The sequence below is a fragment of the Saccharothrix sp. ST-888 genome (assembly GCF_000955975.1).
GTDB lineage: Bacteria > Actinomycetota > Actinomycetes > Streptomycetales > Streptomycetaceae > Kitasatospora.
The window spans coordinates 26,705-42,534 of sequence record NZ_JYJF01000058.1 but is presented as its reverse complement, the minus strand read 5'-3'; the positions used below and the strand labels follow the sequence as shown (position 1 = coordinate 42,534).

Sequence of the window (15,830 nt, the reverse complement as noted above, 5' to 3'; positions counted from 1 at the left end):
CGGCGTCCAGCGGCGACCGGGCCTCCGCCGCCAGGCCCCACCGCTGGTGCGCGTAGGTCGCGAAGGGCGCGTGGATCAGCCCGTCGAGCCTGCCGTCCGGGTGCCGGATGTAGGCCCCCGCTGCCAGGCACTCCTGCGCCAGGGCCACGGGGGCCGGACTGACACCCCACCAGAAGTCGAGCGCCATCCGCAGACAGGCCATCCCGCACAGCCGCCAGGACCAGTACTCGTACTCCTCCGGACTCTGGGCGCCCGAGCGCTCCCAGAGCGGGTCGCTGGAGGCGAGCAGCGTCCCGTCGAGGATGTCCGGGGCGAGGTCCGGGGACTCCCACTGGGAGTAGTAGGGCACCTGGTGGATGATCGACTTCACCCTTCCGATTGTGGCGCACGGACGCGCTCGCCGCCCCACGGCGGGACGGCGAGCACGCCGTGAACACGGGCAGTACCCGCCCGCATACGGAGCGTCCACCACCGAGCGTGCGCTGCCGTTCACGCCCGAGGATCACCCCTACCGGGAGTACGTCACCAGGCGTACGCCTCGGGAGCCGGGCGGCGGCCCGGGAAGATCTCGTCCAGGCGGTCGAGAACCTTCTGATCCAGCGTCAGGTCGATTGCCCGGACGGCGGCGTGCAGCTGCTCCAGGGTGCGCGGTCCGACGATGGGGGCGGTGACGGCGGGGCGGGAGAGCAGCCAGGCGAGAGCGATGTCGCCGGGCTCGTGGCCGAGTTCGGCGGCGTAGTCCTCGTAGGCCGCGAGCTGCTCGCGCTTGTCCTCCAGGCGGCCCACCGCGTGGTCGTTGAGCCGCCGGACGCCCTCGCGCTCCTTGCGCAGGACGCCGCCGAGCAGTCCGCCGTGCAGCGGGGACCAGGGGATCAGACCGAGCCCGTAGTGCTCGGCGGCCGGGATGACCTCCAGCTCCACGCTGCGCTCCATCAGGTTGTAGAGCGACTGCTCGCTGGTCAGGCCGAGGAAGTGGCGGGCCCTGGCGGCCTCCTGGGCCTGGGCGATGTGCCAGCCGGCGAAGTTGCTGGAGCCGACATAGATGATCTTGCCCTGGGCCACCAGGACCTCCATGGCCTGCCAGATCTCCTCCCAGGGCGTGGCCCGGTCGATGTGGTGCATCTGGTAGAGGTCGATGTGGTCGGTCTGCAGCCGCCGCAGGCTGGCGTCCACCGCGCGCCGGATGTTGAGGGCGGACAGCTTGCCCTCGTTGGGCCACTCCCCCATGTCGCCGTAGAGCTTGGTGGCGATCACGGTCTTCTCACGCCGGCCGCCGCCCCTGGCGAACCAGTTGCCGATGATGGTCTCGGTGCGGCCCTTGTTCTCACCCCAGCCGTAGACGTTGGCGGTGTCGAAGAAGTTGATGCCCAGATCGTGGGCGGTGTCCATGATGGTGTGCGCCTCGGCCTCCTCGGTGTGCGGGCCGAAGTTCATGGTGCCCAGGCAGAGACGGGAGACGGTGAGGCCGGTACGGCCGAGATGGGTGAACTTCATGCCGTCACCCTCCGCCCGCACCAGCCCGTTTGTCCAGCATCCGGCGTCCGGCGACCGCGAGCCGCGCCCCGATCGGTCCCGGTCCGCCACGGTTCGGTGCAGTCTCGGTCCGGTCTGCGAACTACCGTCCGTGCGAGGCGAATTTGCGGACCGCCAGCGGGGCGAACACCACCGGCAGCAGCCCCGACCAGAGCAGGGTCGCAGTGACCGGGTGCTGTACCGGAACAGCACCGGCAGTCCGAGCTGCGGCAGGGCGATGCTGCGGCCGGCGCCGGAGGTGACCACGACTCGCCGTTCGACCGCTTCGGCAACCGGATCGCCGGCTCGCCGGCCGCGAGGTGGGCCAACACGGCTGCGGCCGTGCCGAGTTGCGCCGCGTCCGTGACGGTGACCTCGATCCGGGTGCCGATCGCGGCCTCGAAGCGGGCGGGGGTGCCGAACTCCCGAAGGAACACCTCTTCGACCTGATGGTCGCCCAGGTCGCGGGCGAGTTCGAGCTGCCCACCGAGCCCTCCGGCGAGTGGCGAGGCCGATCTCACCGCGTCGGCTCGCACCGAACTGACCGGCCCGGCCCGGTCAAGATGGAGGCGCTCTCCCAACTCAACGGGTTCCTCTGCCAGTTCGCCGAATGGGACCGCTCGTCGACCGGCAACAGCCCGCGCTGGATCGCCGAGATGGTGAGCTACCTCCAGGGCGTCGCCATGAGCGGTCGGTGCCCGAGGCTCACCCAGGTACTCGCCGAGGGGTCGGCCCCGAGCGCCCCGGACGCCGTCTTCGACCGCCTGCTGCAGCGCATCCTGACGGCCATCTGCGAAACCTGACCTCCCAGGGGGCAGCACACCGGGGGCATGGGCCGCCGCTCGGTCAACCGCGGGGCGCGGTCGGCAGCCAGAGGCCCGCGCCCCTGCCTGCCGACCCCTGCCGACCCGGCCGAAACCCTGCCGCCGCCTGCGCCCGAAGTGCGGCTAGGCAGTACGCCGCAGCAGCGCCAGGTACATCGCGTCGGTACCGTGCAGGTGCGGCCAGAGCTGGACGTCCGGTCCCTCCCCGAGCGCGGGCACGCCGGGCAGCAGCGGGCGCGCGTCGATCCACTCCAGGCCGGGCTCCGCGCGCAGCACGTCGTCCACCACCGCACGGGTCTCGGCGAGGTGCGGCGAGCAGGTCGCGTAGCCGACCACTCCGCCGATCCGGGTGGCCCGGACCGCCGCGCGCAGCAGGTCCCGCTGGAGCGGCCCGAAGCCGGGGATGTCGTCCTGGCGGCGGCGCCAGCGGGCCTCCGGCCGACGCCGCAGCGCACCGAGCCCGGAGCACGGCACGTCCACCAGCACCCGGTCGAAGGCGCCCGCCCGCCAGGCGGGACGCGTGCCGTCGGCGGCGATCACCGTGTACGGCCCCGGATTGCCGTTCAGCGCACGGGCGACCAGGCGGGCGCGGTGCGGCTGCTTCTCGGAGGCGACCAGCGCGGCGCCGCGCTCGGCGGCGAGGGCACCGAGCAGCGCGGCCTTGCCGCCGGGGCCCGCGCAGCCGTCCAGCCAGAGCCGGTCCGCGCCCTCCACCGGCGCGTTGGCCAGGGCGAGTGCGACCAGCTGGCTGCCCTCGTCCTGGACACCGACCCGGTTCTCCCGAACCGCCTCGATACCGCCCGGCTCGCCGCCCTCGGCGAGCCGCACCGCGTACGGGGACCAGCGTCCGGGCTGCGCCTCGGGCAGCGCCTCGCGCAGTTCGCCGACGGTGGCACGGCCGGGGCGGGCGACCAGGGCCACCTCGGGGCGGTCGTTGTCGGCCCGCAGCAGCTCCTCGATCGCGGTCCGGCCGGAGGCGTCCGGCTGCCAGCGGCCGAGCGCGTCCCAGAGCGCGGAGACCACCCAGCGCGGGTGCGAGTGGACGACCGCGAGATGGTCCTCGGCGTCCTGCTCGTACGGCGGGGCGACCTGCTGCACCCAGGCGTCCAGGTCCTGGGCGCTGATCTTGCGCAGGACGGCGTTGACGAACTTGGCGCGCCCCTCACCGAGCACCGCACGGGCCAGTTCGACGGTGGCGGAGACCGCCGCGTGGGTGGGGATCCGGGTGGTGAGCAGCTGGTGCGCGCCGAGCGAGAGCACGTCCAGGACCGGCGGGTCCACCTCCCGCAGCGGGCGGTCGATGCAGGCGGCGATGACCGCGTCGTAGGTGCCCTGAAGCCGCAGGGTGCCGTAGACCAGCTCGGTGGCCAGCGCGGCGTCGCGGCGGTCCATGCCCTTCTGCTCGGCCTCGCGCAGCAGCGACGGCAGGATCAGGTTGGCGTACGCGTCGCGCTCGTCCACCGCCCGCAGGGCGCGGAAGGCGACGATCCTGGCCGGGTCCTTCTTGGGACGGCGGTGCGGACGGGGGGCGCGCTTGGCGCTGGGAGTGCTCACTTGATGCCTCGAAAAGTGCTGCGTTGGTTAGGTGGTCGGCGGCGGATACGGCGGCGGCTCAGAGCCCGAGCAGCTCGCCGGACTCGATCCGGACGCCTCGGGCCCAGTCTGCCGCGCGCATCGGCTTCTTGCCCTGCGGCTGGACCTCGCCCAGTTCGACCTCGTGGCTCCCGGTACCGACCCGCACGCTGTTCTTGGCGACCGCGAGCTCGCCGGGGGCGAGCCCGGCGGCCTCCGTCAGCAGCCTGACCGGGCCGGAGAGCTTGAGCCGCTCGCCGCGGAAGGTGGTCCAGGCGCCGGGGGCGGGGGCGCAGCCGCGCACCACGCGGTCGATCCGCAGGGCGGGGTGGGACCAGTCGATCCTGGCGTCCTCGACGGTGATCTTGGGGGCGAGGGTGATGCCCTCGGCGGGCTGCGGGACGGCCTGCAGGGTGCCGTCCTCGATGCCGTCCATGGTCGCGACCAGCAGGCGGGCGCCCGCGTGCGCGAGGCGGTCCAGCAGGACCCCGCTGGTGTCGGTCGGGCGGATCTCCTCGGTGAGCAGTCCGAAGACCGGGCCGGAGTCCAGGCCCTGCTCGATCCGGAAGGTGGAGGCGCCGGTCACCTCGTCGCCCGCGAGCACCGCGTGCTGGACGGGAGCGGCCCCGCGCCAGGCCGGGAGCAGCGAGAAGTGCAGGTTGACCCAGCCGTGCTCGGGGATCTCCAGGGTGCCGGGGCGCAGCAGCGCGCCGTAGGCGACCACCGGGCAGCAGTCCGGGGCGATCTCGGTGAGCCTGGCCTGGAAGTCGGCATCGCTCGGCTTGGCCGGCTTGAGGATCTCGATCCCGGCCTCCTCGGCGCGCTGGGCGACGGGGCTGGCGACCAGTCGGCGGCCGCGCCCGGCGGGGGCGTCGGGGCGGGTGATCACCGCGACGACCTCGTGCCGGTCGGAGGCCAGCAGGGCGTCCAGGGCGGGAACGGCGACCTCGGGGGTGCCGGCGAAGACGAGGCGCATGGGTGCCTTTCTGGGGGGCTTGCGGAGGTCAGCGGGCGGAGCCGAAGGTGCTGTGCGGGGAGATCTTGACGGTCGGCGCCGGGCCGTCGCCCCAGTCCGCCTCGCGGATCGCCTTGAGCGCGGCCTTGCGCTGCTCGCGGTCCAGGCGGTCGATGAAGATGATCCCGTCCAGGTGGTCGGTCTCGTGCTGGATGCAGCGGGCCAGCAGCTGGGTGCCCTCGATGCTCACCGGGTCGCCGTACATGTTGAAGCCCTTGGCGACCACGCCGAACGCGCGCTTGGTGTCGAAGCGCAGCCCCGGCAGCGACAGGCAGCCCTCGGGGCCGTCCTGCTCCTCGTCGGTGAGGCTGAGGTCGGGGTTGATCAGGTGGCCGACCACACCGTCCACGTTGTAGGTGAACACCCGCAGGGATACGCCGAGTTGAGGCGCCGCCAGGCCCGCGCCCGGGGCGTCCAGCATGGTGTCGGTGAGGTCCTTGACCAGCCCGCGCAGCTCCTTGTCGAAGGTGGTCACCGGCCGCGCGGTGGTGCGGAGCACGGGGTCACCGAATATCCGGATCGGCTGGATCGCCATGGCTGGGAGCTCCTGTCGGTACGGGTTCGGCGCGGGTTCGGTACGGGCATCTGCGGAGGCCACGGGGAAGTCTATGCAATCCGGGACGCCCGTTCGGCCCAGCTTCTGGCATATCCCGTCTGGTCGCAGCGCGTGACCCCGGCGCCCGTCCGGCGTTGGTCAAGTGGGATTGACCGGGGCGCGAGCGCGTCCCGACCGGATTCACCGTACGGAGAGGTGGCACAAAGGGCCATGGCCGAGCAGATCAACCACGACGCGCGGGCGCGGGCCAGCCTGCACCTGCTGGTGCGGGACATCGAGCGGGTGCGGCGACAGGTGGACTCCCTGCGCACCCTCACCGCCCAGCTGGGCAACGTCTACCGACCGCGTCGGCCCAGTACCTCCGCCGGATTCGTGGTGTACGGGCGTGCGCCCGCCCCCACCGTCCGGCTCGCCCAGGAGCTGCGCGAGAGCGTGGAGACGCTGGTCGCGGCGGCCGTCGAGTTCGACCGGGCACTGGGCTTCTCCTGGGACTCCGTCGGATCCGCACTGGGCGTCACCAAGCAGGCGGTGCACCGGCGGTACGGCATGCGCCGCCCGAGCAGCGAACTGCTGGCGGCGGCCGTGCCGGCACCGGGCGTCCCCGGACCGTCCCGCCCCGACCGCAGCGAGGAGCTGCCCGCCGGCGCCCAGCCGCTGGCCCGCACCGTCCCCGCCGCACGCCAGGGCGGCCTGGAGCGCCCGAGCATCCCGCTGCGCGGCTGAAGCACACAGGGGCGCGGGGAACTGCGCGAATCGGAAGAGATCTGTGCCGCACATCTCCCGAGGGAGCAGGGTGCACCGCGTGACCCCGCAGGGGCGGTGCACCCCACCCATCGGCACTCGGTACAGTTCACCGCCATCCGCAGTTCCCCACACCCCGGAAAGTGCTCAGCCAATGTCCGGCGGATCGATCCGCACCTTCACCGGATCCGCCGTCCGCAGCGCCACGCGGGCGATCTGCGCCGCCTTCAGCGCCGCCGCGAGCGCCGCCCCCTGCCCCGGCGCGACCCGCAGCAGCGCACGCTCCAGCTCCTCGCCCCGCCCGCCGGGCACCTCGATCGGGCCGAGCACATCCGTCCCCTCCGGCAGCCGGACCAGCGAGAGCAGGTCCGCGACCGCGTGCGGCGCGCCCGTCACCGAGGCCATCCGGGAGACCGGCGGGAAGTGCAGCGCCGCCCGCTCCTCCAGCTCCAGCGCCGCGTGCCCGGCCGGATCCCACCGCACCAGCGCCTGCACCGGCCGGGCCGTCGCCTCGGCGACCACCACCACCGTGCCGCCCTGCTCGGCGGGCCGCACCAGCCCGGCGGCAGCCGTCCACATCCGCAGCGCCTCCTCCCCCGCCCGCAGATCCGGACGCCCCAGCAGCGCCCAGCCGTCCAGCAGCAGCGCGGCCGCGTACCCGGCACCCTCCGCGACCGGCTCCGCGCCCGGCGTGGAGATCACCAACGCCGGCTCCCCGGAGACACCGGTGAGCACCGCGTCGCGACCCGAGGTGCGGACCGGCACCCGGGGGAACGCCTTGCCCAGCTCCTCGGCCGTCCGCCGCGCCCCGACCACCTGCGCCCGCAGCCGGAACGAGCCGCACTCGGGACAGTGCCACGCCGCCTCCGGCTGCCCGCACCAGCCGCACTCCAGCGGCGCGTCGGCCGAGCCCGCCTCCAGCGGTCCCAGGCAGTGCCGGCACCGGGCCGGTGTACGGCACCGCCCGCACGCCAGCCTCGGCACGTAGCCCCGCCGGGGAACCTGGATCAGCACCGGGCCCAGCTTCAGCGCCTCGTGCGCGACCTCCCAGGCCAGCCACGGCAGCCGGGCCGCCTGGGCCGCGGCGTCCCGCGCCTGGTCCTGGTCGGTGACCGTCCGCACCCGGGGGGCCACCGCCCGGACCGTCTCCCGCTCGGCGGCCAGCGGGCGCGCCCAGCCCGTGCGCAGCAGCTGCGCGGCCTCCACCGTCACCGACAGCCCGCCGAGCAGGACGCCCGCGTTCTCCTCGGTGGCCCGCAGCAACGCGACCTCGCGGACGTGCGGGTGCGGGGCCCGCGGGTCGCTGTGGCTGCTGTCGCCGTCCGACCAGACCACCACCAGGCCCAGGTCACGGACCGGGGCGAAGACCGCCGCCCGGGCCCCGACCGCGGCCCGCACCGCGCCCCGGCTGACCGACAGCCAGCGCCGGTAGCGCTCCTTCGGCCCGAGATCGGCGGCCAGTACGGCGTGCCGGCCCTCGCCGAGCAGCGCGGTGAGCGCCTCGTCCACCCGGGCCACCGCCCGGCCGTCCGGCAGGACGACCAGCGCGCCCCGGCCGCCGGCCAGCGTCGCGGCGACGGCGCGGGCGATCTCCTCCGGCCAGGTCGGCCCGGGCAGTGCCGTCCACACCGCACGCGGCGAACGCCCCTCGGCCAACGCCGCCACGAAGTCCGCGCCCTGCGGGTAGCGGGCCCAGCTCCCGGGCTCGGGCCGGGCCGGCGGAGGCAGCAGCGGAGCCGACGGCTCAGCCTCGGCCTTGGCGTGCCGGGGCGGGATCGCCAGCTGGAGCACATCGGCGAGCGAACCCGCGTACCGGTCCGCGACCGTACGGCAGAGCCGCAGCAGGGCGGGGGTGAGCACCCGCTCCGGCGAGAGGACCTGGGCGAGCGGGGCCAGCGGGCCCGCGTAGTCGGAGTCGGCCCGGCGCTCGACGATGAAGCCGCTGTGCAGCTCGCCGCCCTCACGGCGGCCCGGTGCGACGATCCTGGCGCCGAAGCGGACCCGCACCCGGACACCGGGCTGCGCCTCCTCGGCCATGGTGGCGGGGACGGCGTAGTCGAAGTACTGGTCGAGATGGAGCAGCCCCTTGTCGACCAGCACCCGCGCCACCGGCAGGTCGTCCGCCAGCTGGGCGCCGCGCCACGTCCGGGGCTTGGCCTTGCGGACCGTCTCCCGGATGAAGGCCAGCTGCTCACCGGCTCCGTCTGTGCTGCTCATCCGCCCTCCATGCGACCCGCCACCCCGGGCCTGCCCAACATAGCCCCCGGCACCGACAACGTCGCAGAACGGGCCCATCGGCAGCCCTTACGGCAGGGCCGCACCTCGCCGGGGCAAGGAGGCGCAACCCACCCGCCGAAGACCGGCCCAGCCCGGCACCTTCCGCCCCGCGCAGTTCCCCGCACCCCTGAAGGGTCCGCCCCTGCCCCGAAAAGGTCCCTCTCCGCAAGGCGCCTCCCCGACGCACAGCCGCAGGCGGCGGCCACCCCCGTGAAGGGTGACCGCCGCCTGCGGCACGCGGTGGTGTGGGTCAGGCGCTGACGGCCTTCTTCAGCGCCTCGGCGCGGTCGGTCCGCTCCCAGGTGAACTCCGGCAGCTCACGGCCGAAGTGGCCGTACGCGGCGGTCAGGGAGTAGATCGGGCGCAGCAGGTCCAGGTCGCGGATGATCGCGGCCGGACGCAGGTCGAAGACCTGGGTGACGGCTTCCTGGATCTTCAGCACCGGAACGGTCTCGGTGCCGAAGGTCTCCACGAACAGACCCACCGGCTCGGCCTTGCCGATCGCGTACGCGACCTGGACCTCGGCGCGCTGCGCCAGGCCGGCCGCGACGATGTTCTTGGCGACCCAGCGCATCGCGTACGCGGCGGAGCGGTCGACCTTGGACGGGTCCTTGCCGGAGAAGGCGCCGCCGCCGTGGCGGGCCATGCCGCCGTAGGTGTCGATGATGATCTTGCGGCCGGTGAGCCCGGCGTCGCCCATCGGGCCGCCGATCTCGAAGCGGCCGGTCGGGTTCACCAGCAGGCGGTAGCCCTCGGTGACCAGCTTGATGCCCTGGTCGGCGAGCGCCTTGAGCTCCGGCTCCACGACGAACTCGCGGATGTCCGGGGTGAGCAGCGAGTCCAGGTCGATGTCACTGGCGTGCTGGGTGGAGACCACGACGGTGTCGAGGCGGACGGCCTTGTCGCCGTCGTACTCGATGGTGACCTGGGTCTTGCCGTCCGGGCGCAGGTACGGGATGGTGCCGTTCTTGCGGACCTCGGTCAGGCGGCGCGAGAGGCGGTGCGCGAGGGTGATCGGCAGCGGCATCAGCTCGGGCGTGTCGTCGCAGGCGTAGCCGAACATCAGGCCCTGGTCGCCGGCGCCCTGGCGGTCGAGCTCGTCGTCGTCGCCCTCGACGCGGTGCTCGTGCGCGGTGTCGACACCCTGGGCGATGTCCGGGGACTGCGCACCGATCGAGACCGAGACGCCGCAGGACGCGCCGTCGAAGCCCTTCTTCGAGCTGTCGTAGCCGATCTCCAGGATCTTCTCCCGGACCAGCTGCGCGATCGGCGCGTACGCCTTGGTGGTGACCTCACCGGCGATGTGCACCAGGCCGGTGGTGATCAGCGTCTCCACGGCGACCCGGGAGGTCGGGTCTTCCTTGAGGAGGGCGTCCAGGATGGTGTCGCTGATCTGGTCAGCGATCTTGTCGGGGTGTCCCTCGGTCACGGATTCCGAGGTGAACAGGCGGCGAGACACAGCGCTCCCTGGGGTTGCAGCGGCTGCTGACTGAACGCCTCCGGGGGTCCGGAGGCATCCGGAAAGACTTGATTCCTGGAGTGTAACGGTCAGCTACCGGCCGACGGCACTCACATCGAAATCTTGAGACCGATCACTCATCTCCTCACTCATCTCCGGTCGTCCACCCGGACTCCTCGCGACCCCCGGCACGGGATCACCCGAGGCGAGCGGCGACCTCGTCCCAGACCCTATCCGCCAGCGCCTCCTTGGGCCCGTCGGGAACGGTGATCTCTGCGCCGTCCGCGCCGAGCAGCACCGCGGCGTTGGTGTCCTGTCCGAACGCCTTGCCGCCGCCGACCTCGTTGACCACCAGCAGGTCGCAGCGCTTGCGGGCGAGCTTGGCCCGGCCGTTGGCGAGCACGTCGTCGGTCTCGGCGGCGAAGCCGACCACCAGCTGGCCGGGCCTGGCCCGGTGGGCGGAGAGCTCGGCGAGGATGTCCGGGTTGCGGACCAGCACGATCGGCGGCTGGTCCACCCCGTCCACCTTCTTGATCTTGCCGGTGGCGTACTCGGCCGGACGGAAGTCGGCCACGGCGGCGGCCATCACCACCGCGTCGGCGTCCAGTACGGCCTTCAGCGCGGCCTCGCGCAGCTGGAGTGCCGTGGAGACGTGCACCACGTCCACCCCGGCCGGGTCGGGCAGGGTGGCGTTCGCCGACAGCAGGGTGACCCGCGCGCCGCGGGCGGCGGCCGTGGTGGCCAGCGCGTAGCCCTGCTTGCCGGAGGAGTGGTTGCCGAGGAAGCGGACCGGGTCGAGCGGCTCACGGGTGCCGCCCGCCGAGATCACCACGTGGCGTCCCGCCAGGTCCTGCTCCAGGCGGCCCCTGGCGAGCACCCGGCGGCAGGCCTCGAAGATCTGCTCCGGTTCCGGCAGCCGGCCCTTGCCGGTGTCCGCACCGGTCAGGCGTCCGACGGCGGGCTCCAGCACGATCACACCCCGGCGGCGCAGGGTGGCGACGTTCTCCTGGGTGGCCGGATGCTCCCACATCTCGGTGTGCATGGCGGGGGCGAGGACCACCGGACAGCCCGCGGTGAGCAGGGTGTTGGTGAGCAGGTCGTCGGCCAGGCCGTGGGCGGCCTTGGCGAGCATGTCGGCGGTGGTCGGGGCGACCACCACCAGGTCGGCCTCCCGGCCGATCCGCACGTGCGGGACCTCGTGCACCCGGTCCCAGGTCTCGGTGGCGGCCGGGCGGCCGGAGAGCGCGGCCCAGGTGGCCTCGCCGACGAAGTGCAGCGCGGCCGCGGTCGGCACCACGGTCACCTGGTGCCCGGACTCGGTGAACCGCCGCAGCAGCTCACAGGCCTTGTACGCGGCGATGCCGCCGCTGACGCCGAGGACGACACGGGGGGCGTCGGGCTGCTCCGGGCGAGCGTTCATGACGGGGTCTCTCTCCTCCGGGTGGGGTCACGCCCACCCTACGGCGCATCAGAAGCCGACTGCACCGGACCGTGTCCCACAGCACAGCGAAGGGGCCGCGGCACGGCGGGAAAGCGGCCGCGGCACAGCGAAGGGGCCCGCCGGACGACAGTCCGACGGGCCCCTTCGACGACGGGCTCAGGCAGCCTCGATGGCCTCGGCCGTGAGCATGCCCGCGTTGATCTCGCGAAGAGCGATCGACAGCGGCTTCTCGTGCACGTGGGTGTCCACCAGCGGGCCGACGTACTCCAGCAGGCCCTCACCGAGCTGCGAGTAGTACGCGTTGATCTGACGCGCACGCTTGGCCGCGTAGATCACCAGGCTGTACTTGGAGTCGGTGGCCTCAAGCAGCTCGTCGATCGGCGGGTTGATGATGCCCTCGGGCGCGGTCATGGAAGAGGACACGCGAAAACCTTCCGAAACGGTGGCTAAAAAACAGAAATGCCGATCAGATCAGCGGTGCTGCCATAACGGCAACGATCTGGTCAGGCTACACCCAGCAAGGCTAGCAGCTCGGCCGCCACCTGCTCGACGGAGGTATTGACCAGCGTGGTGTCGAACTCGGTCTCGGCGGCCAGCTCCACCTTGGCCGCGGCCAGCCGCTCGTCGATCACGTGCTGCGACTCGGTGCCCCGGCCGGTGAGCCGGCGGACCAGCTCCTCCCAGCTCGGCGGAGCCAGGAAGACCAGCTGCGCCTCGGGCATCGACTCGCGGACCTGGCGGGCGCCCTGCAGGTCGATCTCCAGCAGCACCGGCTCGCCGCGGTCGAGCCTCTCCTGGACGGCCTGGCGGGGCGTGCCGTAGCGGTTGCCGGCGAAGACGGCCCACTCCAGCAGCTCGCCGTTGGCGACCAGCTTGTCGAACTCGTCGTTGTCGACGAAGTGGTACTGGACCCCGTGCTGCTCGCCCGGCCTCGGGTGCCGGGTGGTCGCCGACACCGAGAGCCAGACCTCGGGGTGCTGCTGCCTCATATGAGCGACGACCGTGCTCTTGCCGACCCCCGAAGGGCCGGAGAGCACGGTCAGCCGCGGACGTTCACTCATGTACCGATTATCCCGGATCGCGGACGTTCCGGGGACCACGGGGCCCGGACGGGTCAGTCCGGGGGCCGGAGTCAGGAGGCCGTATTGCCGAACTCCCGCTCCAGCGACGCGATCTGGTTCGATCCGAGACCACGCACTCGGCGGCTCTCGCTGATCCCGAGACGCTCCATGATCTGCTTGGCCCGCACCTTGCCGACGCCCGGAAGGCTTTCGAGCAGGGCGGAGACCTTCATCTTGCCGATGACCTCGTCATCGGACTTGCCCGCCTTGATCACGTCACGCAGCAAGGCGTTGGAGTGCTTCAGCTTGTTCTTGACCTCAGCGCGCTGCCGGCGAGCATCGGCGGCCTTGGCGAGCGCAGCGGCGCGCTGTTCGGGGGTAAGGGGCGGAAGAGCCACGCCGTTCACCTCGGGATGTGGAAGGAAGGGATGAGCTATGACTGTTTGGTGCCAAGGACACCGGTTGCAGTGGAACCTAATGGCTCTGACCTGCAAGAGCAACGCTTCGCGAAGCCCTTTGGTGACCTATCGCCGGACACTACCCAACTTGAGCCCGCGCGTCAGGAAAAGAACACGAAAAGTCCTGGTCAGCCGAGGCCGACCAGGACTTTTCCGGACAAATCAACCTGTCGGAAAGCAGGTTTTGCTAACAGATGTGATGCTGCTCACTTTCCCAGTACGGCGCCGATTTCCTCGACAAAGCGCGCCGAGGCATCCCGCAGCGCCGTCACCGACGGTCCGTGCTTGAGGATGTCGCGGCTCACACTGGGCACCACGTCGCGCACCGCACCGCCGAAGACCCGGGGCAGATCGGCGGCGGTCGCACCCTGGGCGCCGACGCCGGGGGCGAGCAGCGGGCCGTTGATGTCCAGATCCACCCCGGCCTCGGCCAGGGTCGCGCCGACCACGGCACCGAAGGAGCCCATCGGCTCGGCACCCGCGTTCTCGGCCGCCAGGCGGCGCAGCACGTTCTGGGCGACGCTCGCGCCGTCGGCGGCCACCGCGCGCTGCACCTCGTGGCCCTCGGGGTTGGAGGTGAGCGCCAGCGCGAAGACCCCCGCGCCGTTGGCGCGGGCCAGGTCGAGCGCGGGCTGCAGCGAGCCGAAGCCGAGGTACGGGCTGACCGTGACGGCGTCCGAGAAGAGCGGGCTGGCGGGCGACAGGAAGGTCTCGGCGTAGGCGGCCATGGTCGAGCCGATGTCACCGCGCTTGGCGTCCATCAGCACCAGCGCACCGGCCTCGCGGGCCTCGGCGACGGTGCGCTCCAGGACGGCGATGCCGCGGCTGCCGAAGCGCTCGAAGAAGGCGGCCTGCGGCTTGAGCACGGCGACCTGCTCGGCCAGCGCCTCGACCACGGTGCGGCTGAACTTCTCCAGCCCGGCGATGTCGTCGCCGAGCCCCCAGGCGGCCAGCAGGGAGGCGTGCGGGTCGATGCCGACGCAGAGCTGGCCACGGGTGTCGAGGGCCTGGCGCAGGCGGGCGCCGAAGGGAGCGAGAGTCATGGGAGCCTTTCAGCGGTGACTGGGCGGTGGGCGTATCCCACCGCATCGGTGAACTTGGCGAAGCCTCGTCGGGCCAGCTCGGTGCGCAGCTCGTCGAGGATGCGCAGCGGGGCCGTGGGGTCGTTGAACAGGGCGGTGCCGACGGCCAGCCGGCCGGCCCCGGCGAGCGCGAACTCCAGGGCGTCCCGGCCGGTCCGGATCCCGCCCATGCCGATGATCGGCACCGGCGGGATCCGGCCGGCCAGCATCGCGGCGTGCACCTGGTGGACGCAGCGCACCGCGATCGGCCGGATCGCCGGTCCGGACAGGCCGCCGGTGCCGCCGGCCAGCGCGGGCCGCAGGGTGTCCAGGTCGATGGCCAGCCCGAGGGCGGTGTTGACCATCGACAGGCCGTCGGCGCCGGCCTGGACGCAGGCGGCGGCGATCTCGGTGATCGAGGTGACGTCCGGCGAGAGCTTGGCGTAGACGGGCAGTTCGGCGTCGGCGACCTCGCGGACGGCCCGCACGACGTCGTAGCTGGTGGCCGGGTTGGCGGCGAAGAGCAGGCCGCGGTCGGCGATGTTGGGGCAGGAGATGTTGAGTTCCAGGCCGATCACCCCGGGCTGTCCGTTGAGCCGGGCGGCCAGCTCGGCGAACTCCTCCAGGCGCTCCCCCGCGATCGAGACCAGCACCCGGGCGCCGCGCTCGGCCAGCCACGGCAGCTCGCCGCGGACGAAGGCGTCGATGCCCGAACCCTGCAGCCCGATCGAGTTGAGCATCCCGGACGGGGTCTCGGCCATCCGCGGGGTGGCCAGTCCGGAACGCGGCAACGGCATGATCGTCTTGGCGGTGACCGAGCCCAGCTCGTCCAGCGGGACGAACTTGGCCAGTTCCCGCCCGTATCCGGCGCAGCCGGAGGCGGTGGTGAGCGGGTTCGGCAACGTCAGTGGGCCGAACTGCACGGTGAGGTCGACGTCCTGAGGGTCCATCAGCTCTGCCCTCCCATCGCGGCGGCGCCCTCCAGGTCCGGCGGTACGGTGCCGATGTCGCCCCAGCGGACCCGGGCGCCGTCGAAGACCGGCCCGTCCGTGCAGGAGCGGACGAAGCGGCTCACGCCGTCCGCCCCGACCACCGGCAGCACACAGGTCATACAGATGCCGACGCCGCAGGCCATCGCCTCCTCCACGGCGGTGTGGCAGCGGGCACCGAGGTCGAGGGCGGTGGCGGTGACGGCGCGCAGCACGGGCATCGGACCGCAGGCGTGCACCACGGTGGCGTCGATCGCCTTGATCGCCTGTGCCAGCGGATCGGTGACCCGGCCGGTCAGCCCGGCCGAGCCGTCCTCGGTGACCACCAGGACGTCCTGGGTGATCGCACGGGCCTGCTCGACCCCGTACAGGCGGTCGGCGCTCGCCGCGCCGAGGATGAAGCCGACCTGGCCGCCCCGGCGCCGGATCTCCTCGCCGAGCGCGACCATCGGCGCACCGCCGTAGCCGCCCGCCACCAGCAGCGCGGACACCGGGCCGTCCGGGAGCGGGAACGGCGTTCCGAGCGGGGCGATCAGATCGAGCCGGTCGCCGACCCGGGTGCGGGCCAACTCCCTTGTGCCCTCGCCGCGTTCGGCGATGACCAGCTCGATCGTCCCGGCCTCGGGGTCGGCCCGGTGGATGGTGAAGGCCCGCCGCAGCAGCCGGCCCGAGTCGGCGCAGGCCAGGGTCGCGAAGTGGCCCGGTCTGACCCGTGGCGCGGCCTGGGGTGCCCGCAGCACCAGGCGGTGGTAGGAGCCCTCGGCGGTCCGGGAGAGTACCTCGGCTCGGGTCTGGACGGGGTGGGCCATGTGTGGTTCACCTTCCGGCTGGCCTGTGCGCACGTGACGCTCCGAACTCTCCCAA

Annotated in this window: 16 protein-coding genes; 2 read left to right on the top strand and 14 right to left on the bottom strand. The window is 72.8% G+C overall.

The annotated features are described in order from the left end of the window. Together UK12_RS19230 and UK12_RS19225 are read right to left on the bottom strand one after the other, a co-directional pair. On the bottom strand, positions 1–370 hold a 370-nt coding region (locus UK12_RS19230; RefSeq protein ID WP_197084988.1), incomplete at its 3' end, for a C39 family peptidase. 152 nt (positions 371–522) lie between these two features. Further along, positions 523–1,494, bottom strand: a complete 972-nt coding sequence (locus tag UK12_RS19225; RefSeq protein WP_045304271.1) for an aldo/keto reductase — start codon at positions 1,492–1,494, stop codon at positions 523–525. Positions 1,495–1,862: 368 nt separating this feature from the next. Here UK12_RS19225 and UK12_RS19220 point away from each other — a divergent pair, with 368 nt between their 5' ends. Continuing rightward, a complete protein-coding gene (locus UK12_RS19220) occupies positions 1,863–2,315 on the top strand; it encodes a hypothetical protein (protein ID WP_156178808.1) in 453 nt (150 codons plus the stop codon). 144 nt (positions 2,316–2,459) lie between these two features. Here UK12_RS19220 and UK12_RS19215 read toward each other — a convergent pair whose 3' ends face one another. The 3 genes from UK12_RS19215 to def are packed head-to-tail and all read right to left on the bottom strand — an operon-like array spanning position 2,460 to position 5,458. After that, on the bottom strand, positions 2,460–3,890 hold the full coding sequence (locus tag UK12_RS19215; protein ID WP_045304269.1) for an RsmB/NOP family class I SAM-dependent RNA methyltransferase: 1,431 nt from the start codon (positions 3,888–3,890) through the stop codon (positions 2,460–2,462). Positions 3,891–3,948: 58 nt separating this feature from the next. After that, a complete protein-coding gene (gene fmt, locus UK12_RS19210; RefSeq protein ID WP_045304268.1) occupies positions 3,949–4,884 on the bottom strand; it encodes a methionyl-tRNA formyltransferase in 936 nt (311 codons plus the stop codon). A gap of 28 nt (positions 4,885–4,912) precedes the next feature. Beyond that, entirely contained in the window at positions 4,913–5,458 is a 546-nt protein-coding gene (gene def / locus UK12_RS19205) for a peptide deformylase (RefSeq protein ID WP_045304267.1), read from the bottom strand. A 231-nt stretch (positions 5,459–5,689) separates the two neighbouring features. Here def and UK12_RS19200 point away from each other — a divergent pair, with 231 nt between their 5' ends. Beyond that, the gene (locus tag UK12_RS19200) at positions 5,690–6,202 is read left to right on the top strand and encodes a hypothetical protein (RefSeq protein WP_045304266.1); all 513 of its coding nucleotides are present in this window, start codon (positions 5,690–5,692) and stop codon (positions 6,200–6,202) included. Between the two features lie 165 nt (positions 6,203–6,367). Here the strand turns inward: UK12_RS19200 and UK12_RS19195 are convergent, their stop codons facing one another. The 9 genes from UK12_RS19195 to UK12_RS19155 all read right to left on the bottom strand — a co-directional run bounded on the left by UK12_RS19195 (position 6,368) and on the right by UK12_RS19155 (position 15,775). Continuing rightward, positions 6,368–8,437 (bottom strand): primosomal protein N', encoded by a 2,070-nt coding sequence (locus tag UK12_RS19195; RefSeq protein WP_045304265.1) that lies wholly within the window; start codon positions 8,435–8,437, stop codon positions 6,368–6,370. Between the two features lie 310 nt (positions 8,438–8,747). Further along, positions 8,748–9,944: a methionine adenosyltransferase gene (gene metK / locus UK12_RS19190; protein ID WP_269432032.1), complete on the bottom strand. Its 1,197-nt coding sequence runs from the start codon at positions 9,942–9,944 to the stop codon at positions 8,748–8,750. A gap of 208 nt (positions 9,945–10,152) precedes the next feature. Then, positions 10,153–11,376: a bifunctional phosphopantothenoylcysteine decarboxylase/phosphopantothenate--cysteine ligase CoaBC gene (gene coaBC, locus UK12_RS19185; protein WP_045304263.1), complete on the bottom strand. Its 1,224-nt coding sequence runs from the start codon at positions 11,374–11,376 to the stop codon at positions 10,153–10,155. Positions 11,377–11,553: 177 nt separating this feature from the next. Beyond that, on the bottom strand, positions 11,554–11,808 hold the full coding sequence (rpoZ, locus tag UK12_RS19180) for a DNA-directed RNA polymerase subunit omega (protein WP_197084990.1): 255 nt from the start codon (positions 11,806–11,808) through the stop codon (positions 11,554–11,556). 92 nt (positions 11,809–11,900) lie between these two features. Then, positions 11,901–12,458, bottom strand: a complete 558-nt coding sequence (gmk, locus tag UK12_RS19175) for a guanylate kinase (protein WP_045304262.1) — start codon at positions 12,456–12,458, stop codon at positions 11,901–11,903. A 71-nt stretch (positions 12,459–12,529) separates the two neighbouring features. Beyond that, entirely contained in the window at positions 12,530–12,856 is a 327-nt protein-coding gene (gene mihF / locus UK12_RS19170; RefSeq protein WP_045304261.1) for an integration host factor, actinobacterial type, read from the bottom strand. A gap of 266 nt (positions 12,857–13,122) precedes the next feature. After that, positions 13,123–13,959, bottom strand: coding sequence for an orotidine-5'-phosphate decarboxylase (gene pyrF / locus UK12_RS19165; protein ID WP_045304260.1), 837 nt, complete (start codon positions 13,957–13,959; stop codon positions 13,123–13,125). Beyond that, positions 13,956–14,927 (bottom strand): dihydroorotate dehydrogenase, encoded by a 972-nt coding sequence (locus UK12_RS19160; RefSeq protein WP_045304259.1) that lies wholly within the window; start codon positions 14,925–14,927, stop codon positions 13,956–13,958. Before UK12_RS19160 ends, pyrF begins: the two co-directional genes overlap by 4 nt. Next, positions 14,927–15,775: a dihydroorotate dehydrogenase electron transfer subunit gene (locus UK12_RS19155; RefSeq protein WP_045304258.1), complete on the bottom strand. Its 849-nt coding sequence runs from the start codon at positions 15,773–15,775 to the stop codon at positions 14,927–14,929. The genes UK12_RS19160 and UK12_RS19155 overlap by 1 nt, the downstream gene beginning before the upstream one ends. Positions 15,776–15,830: the final 55 nt, after the last annotated feature.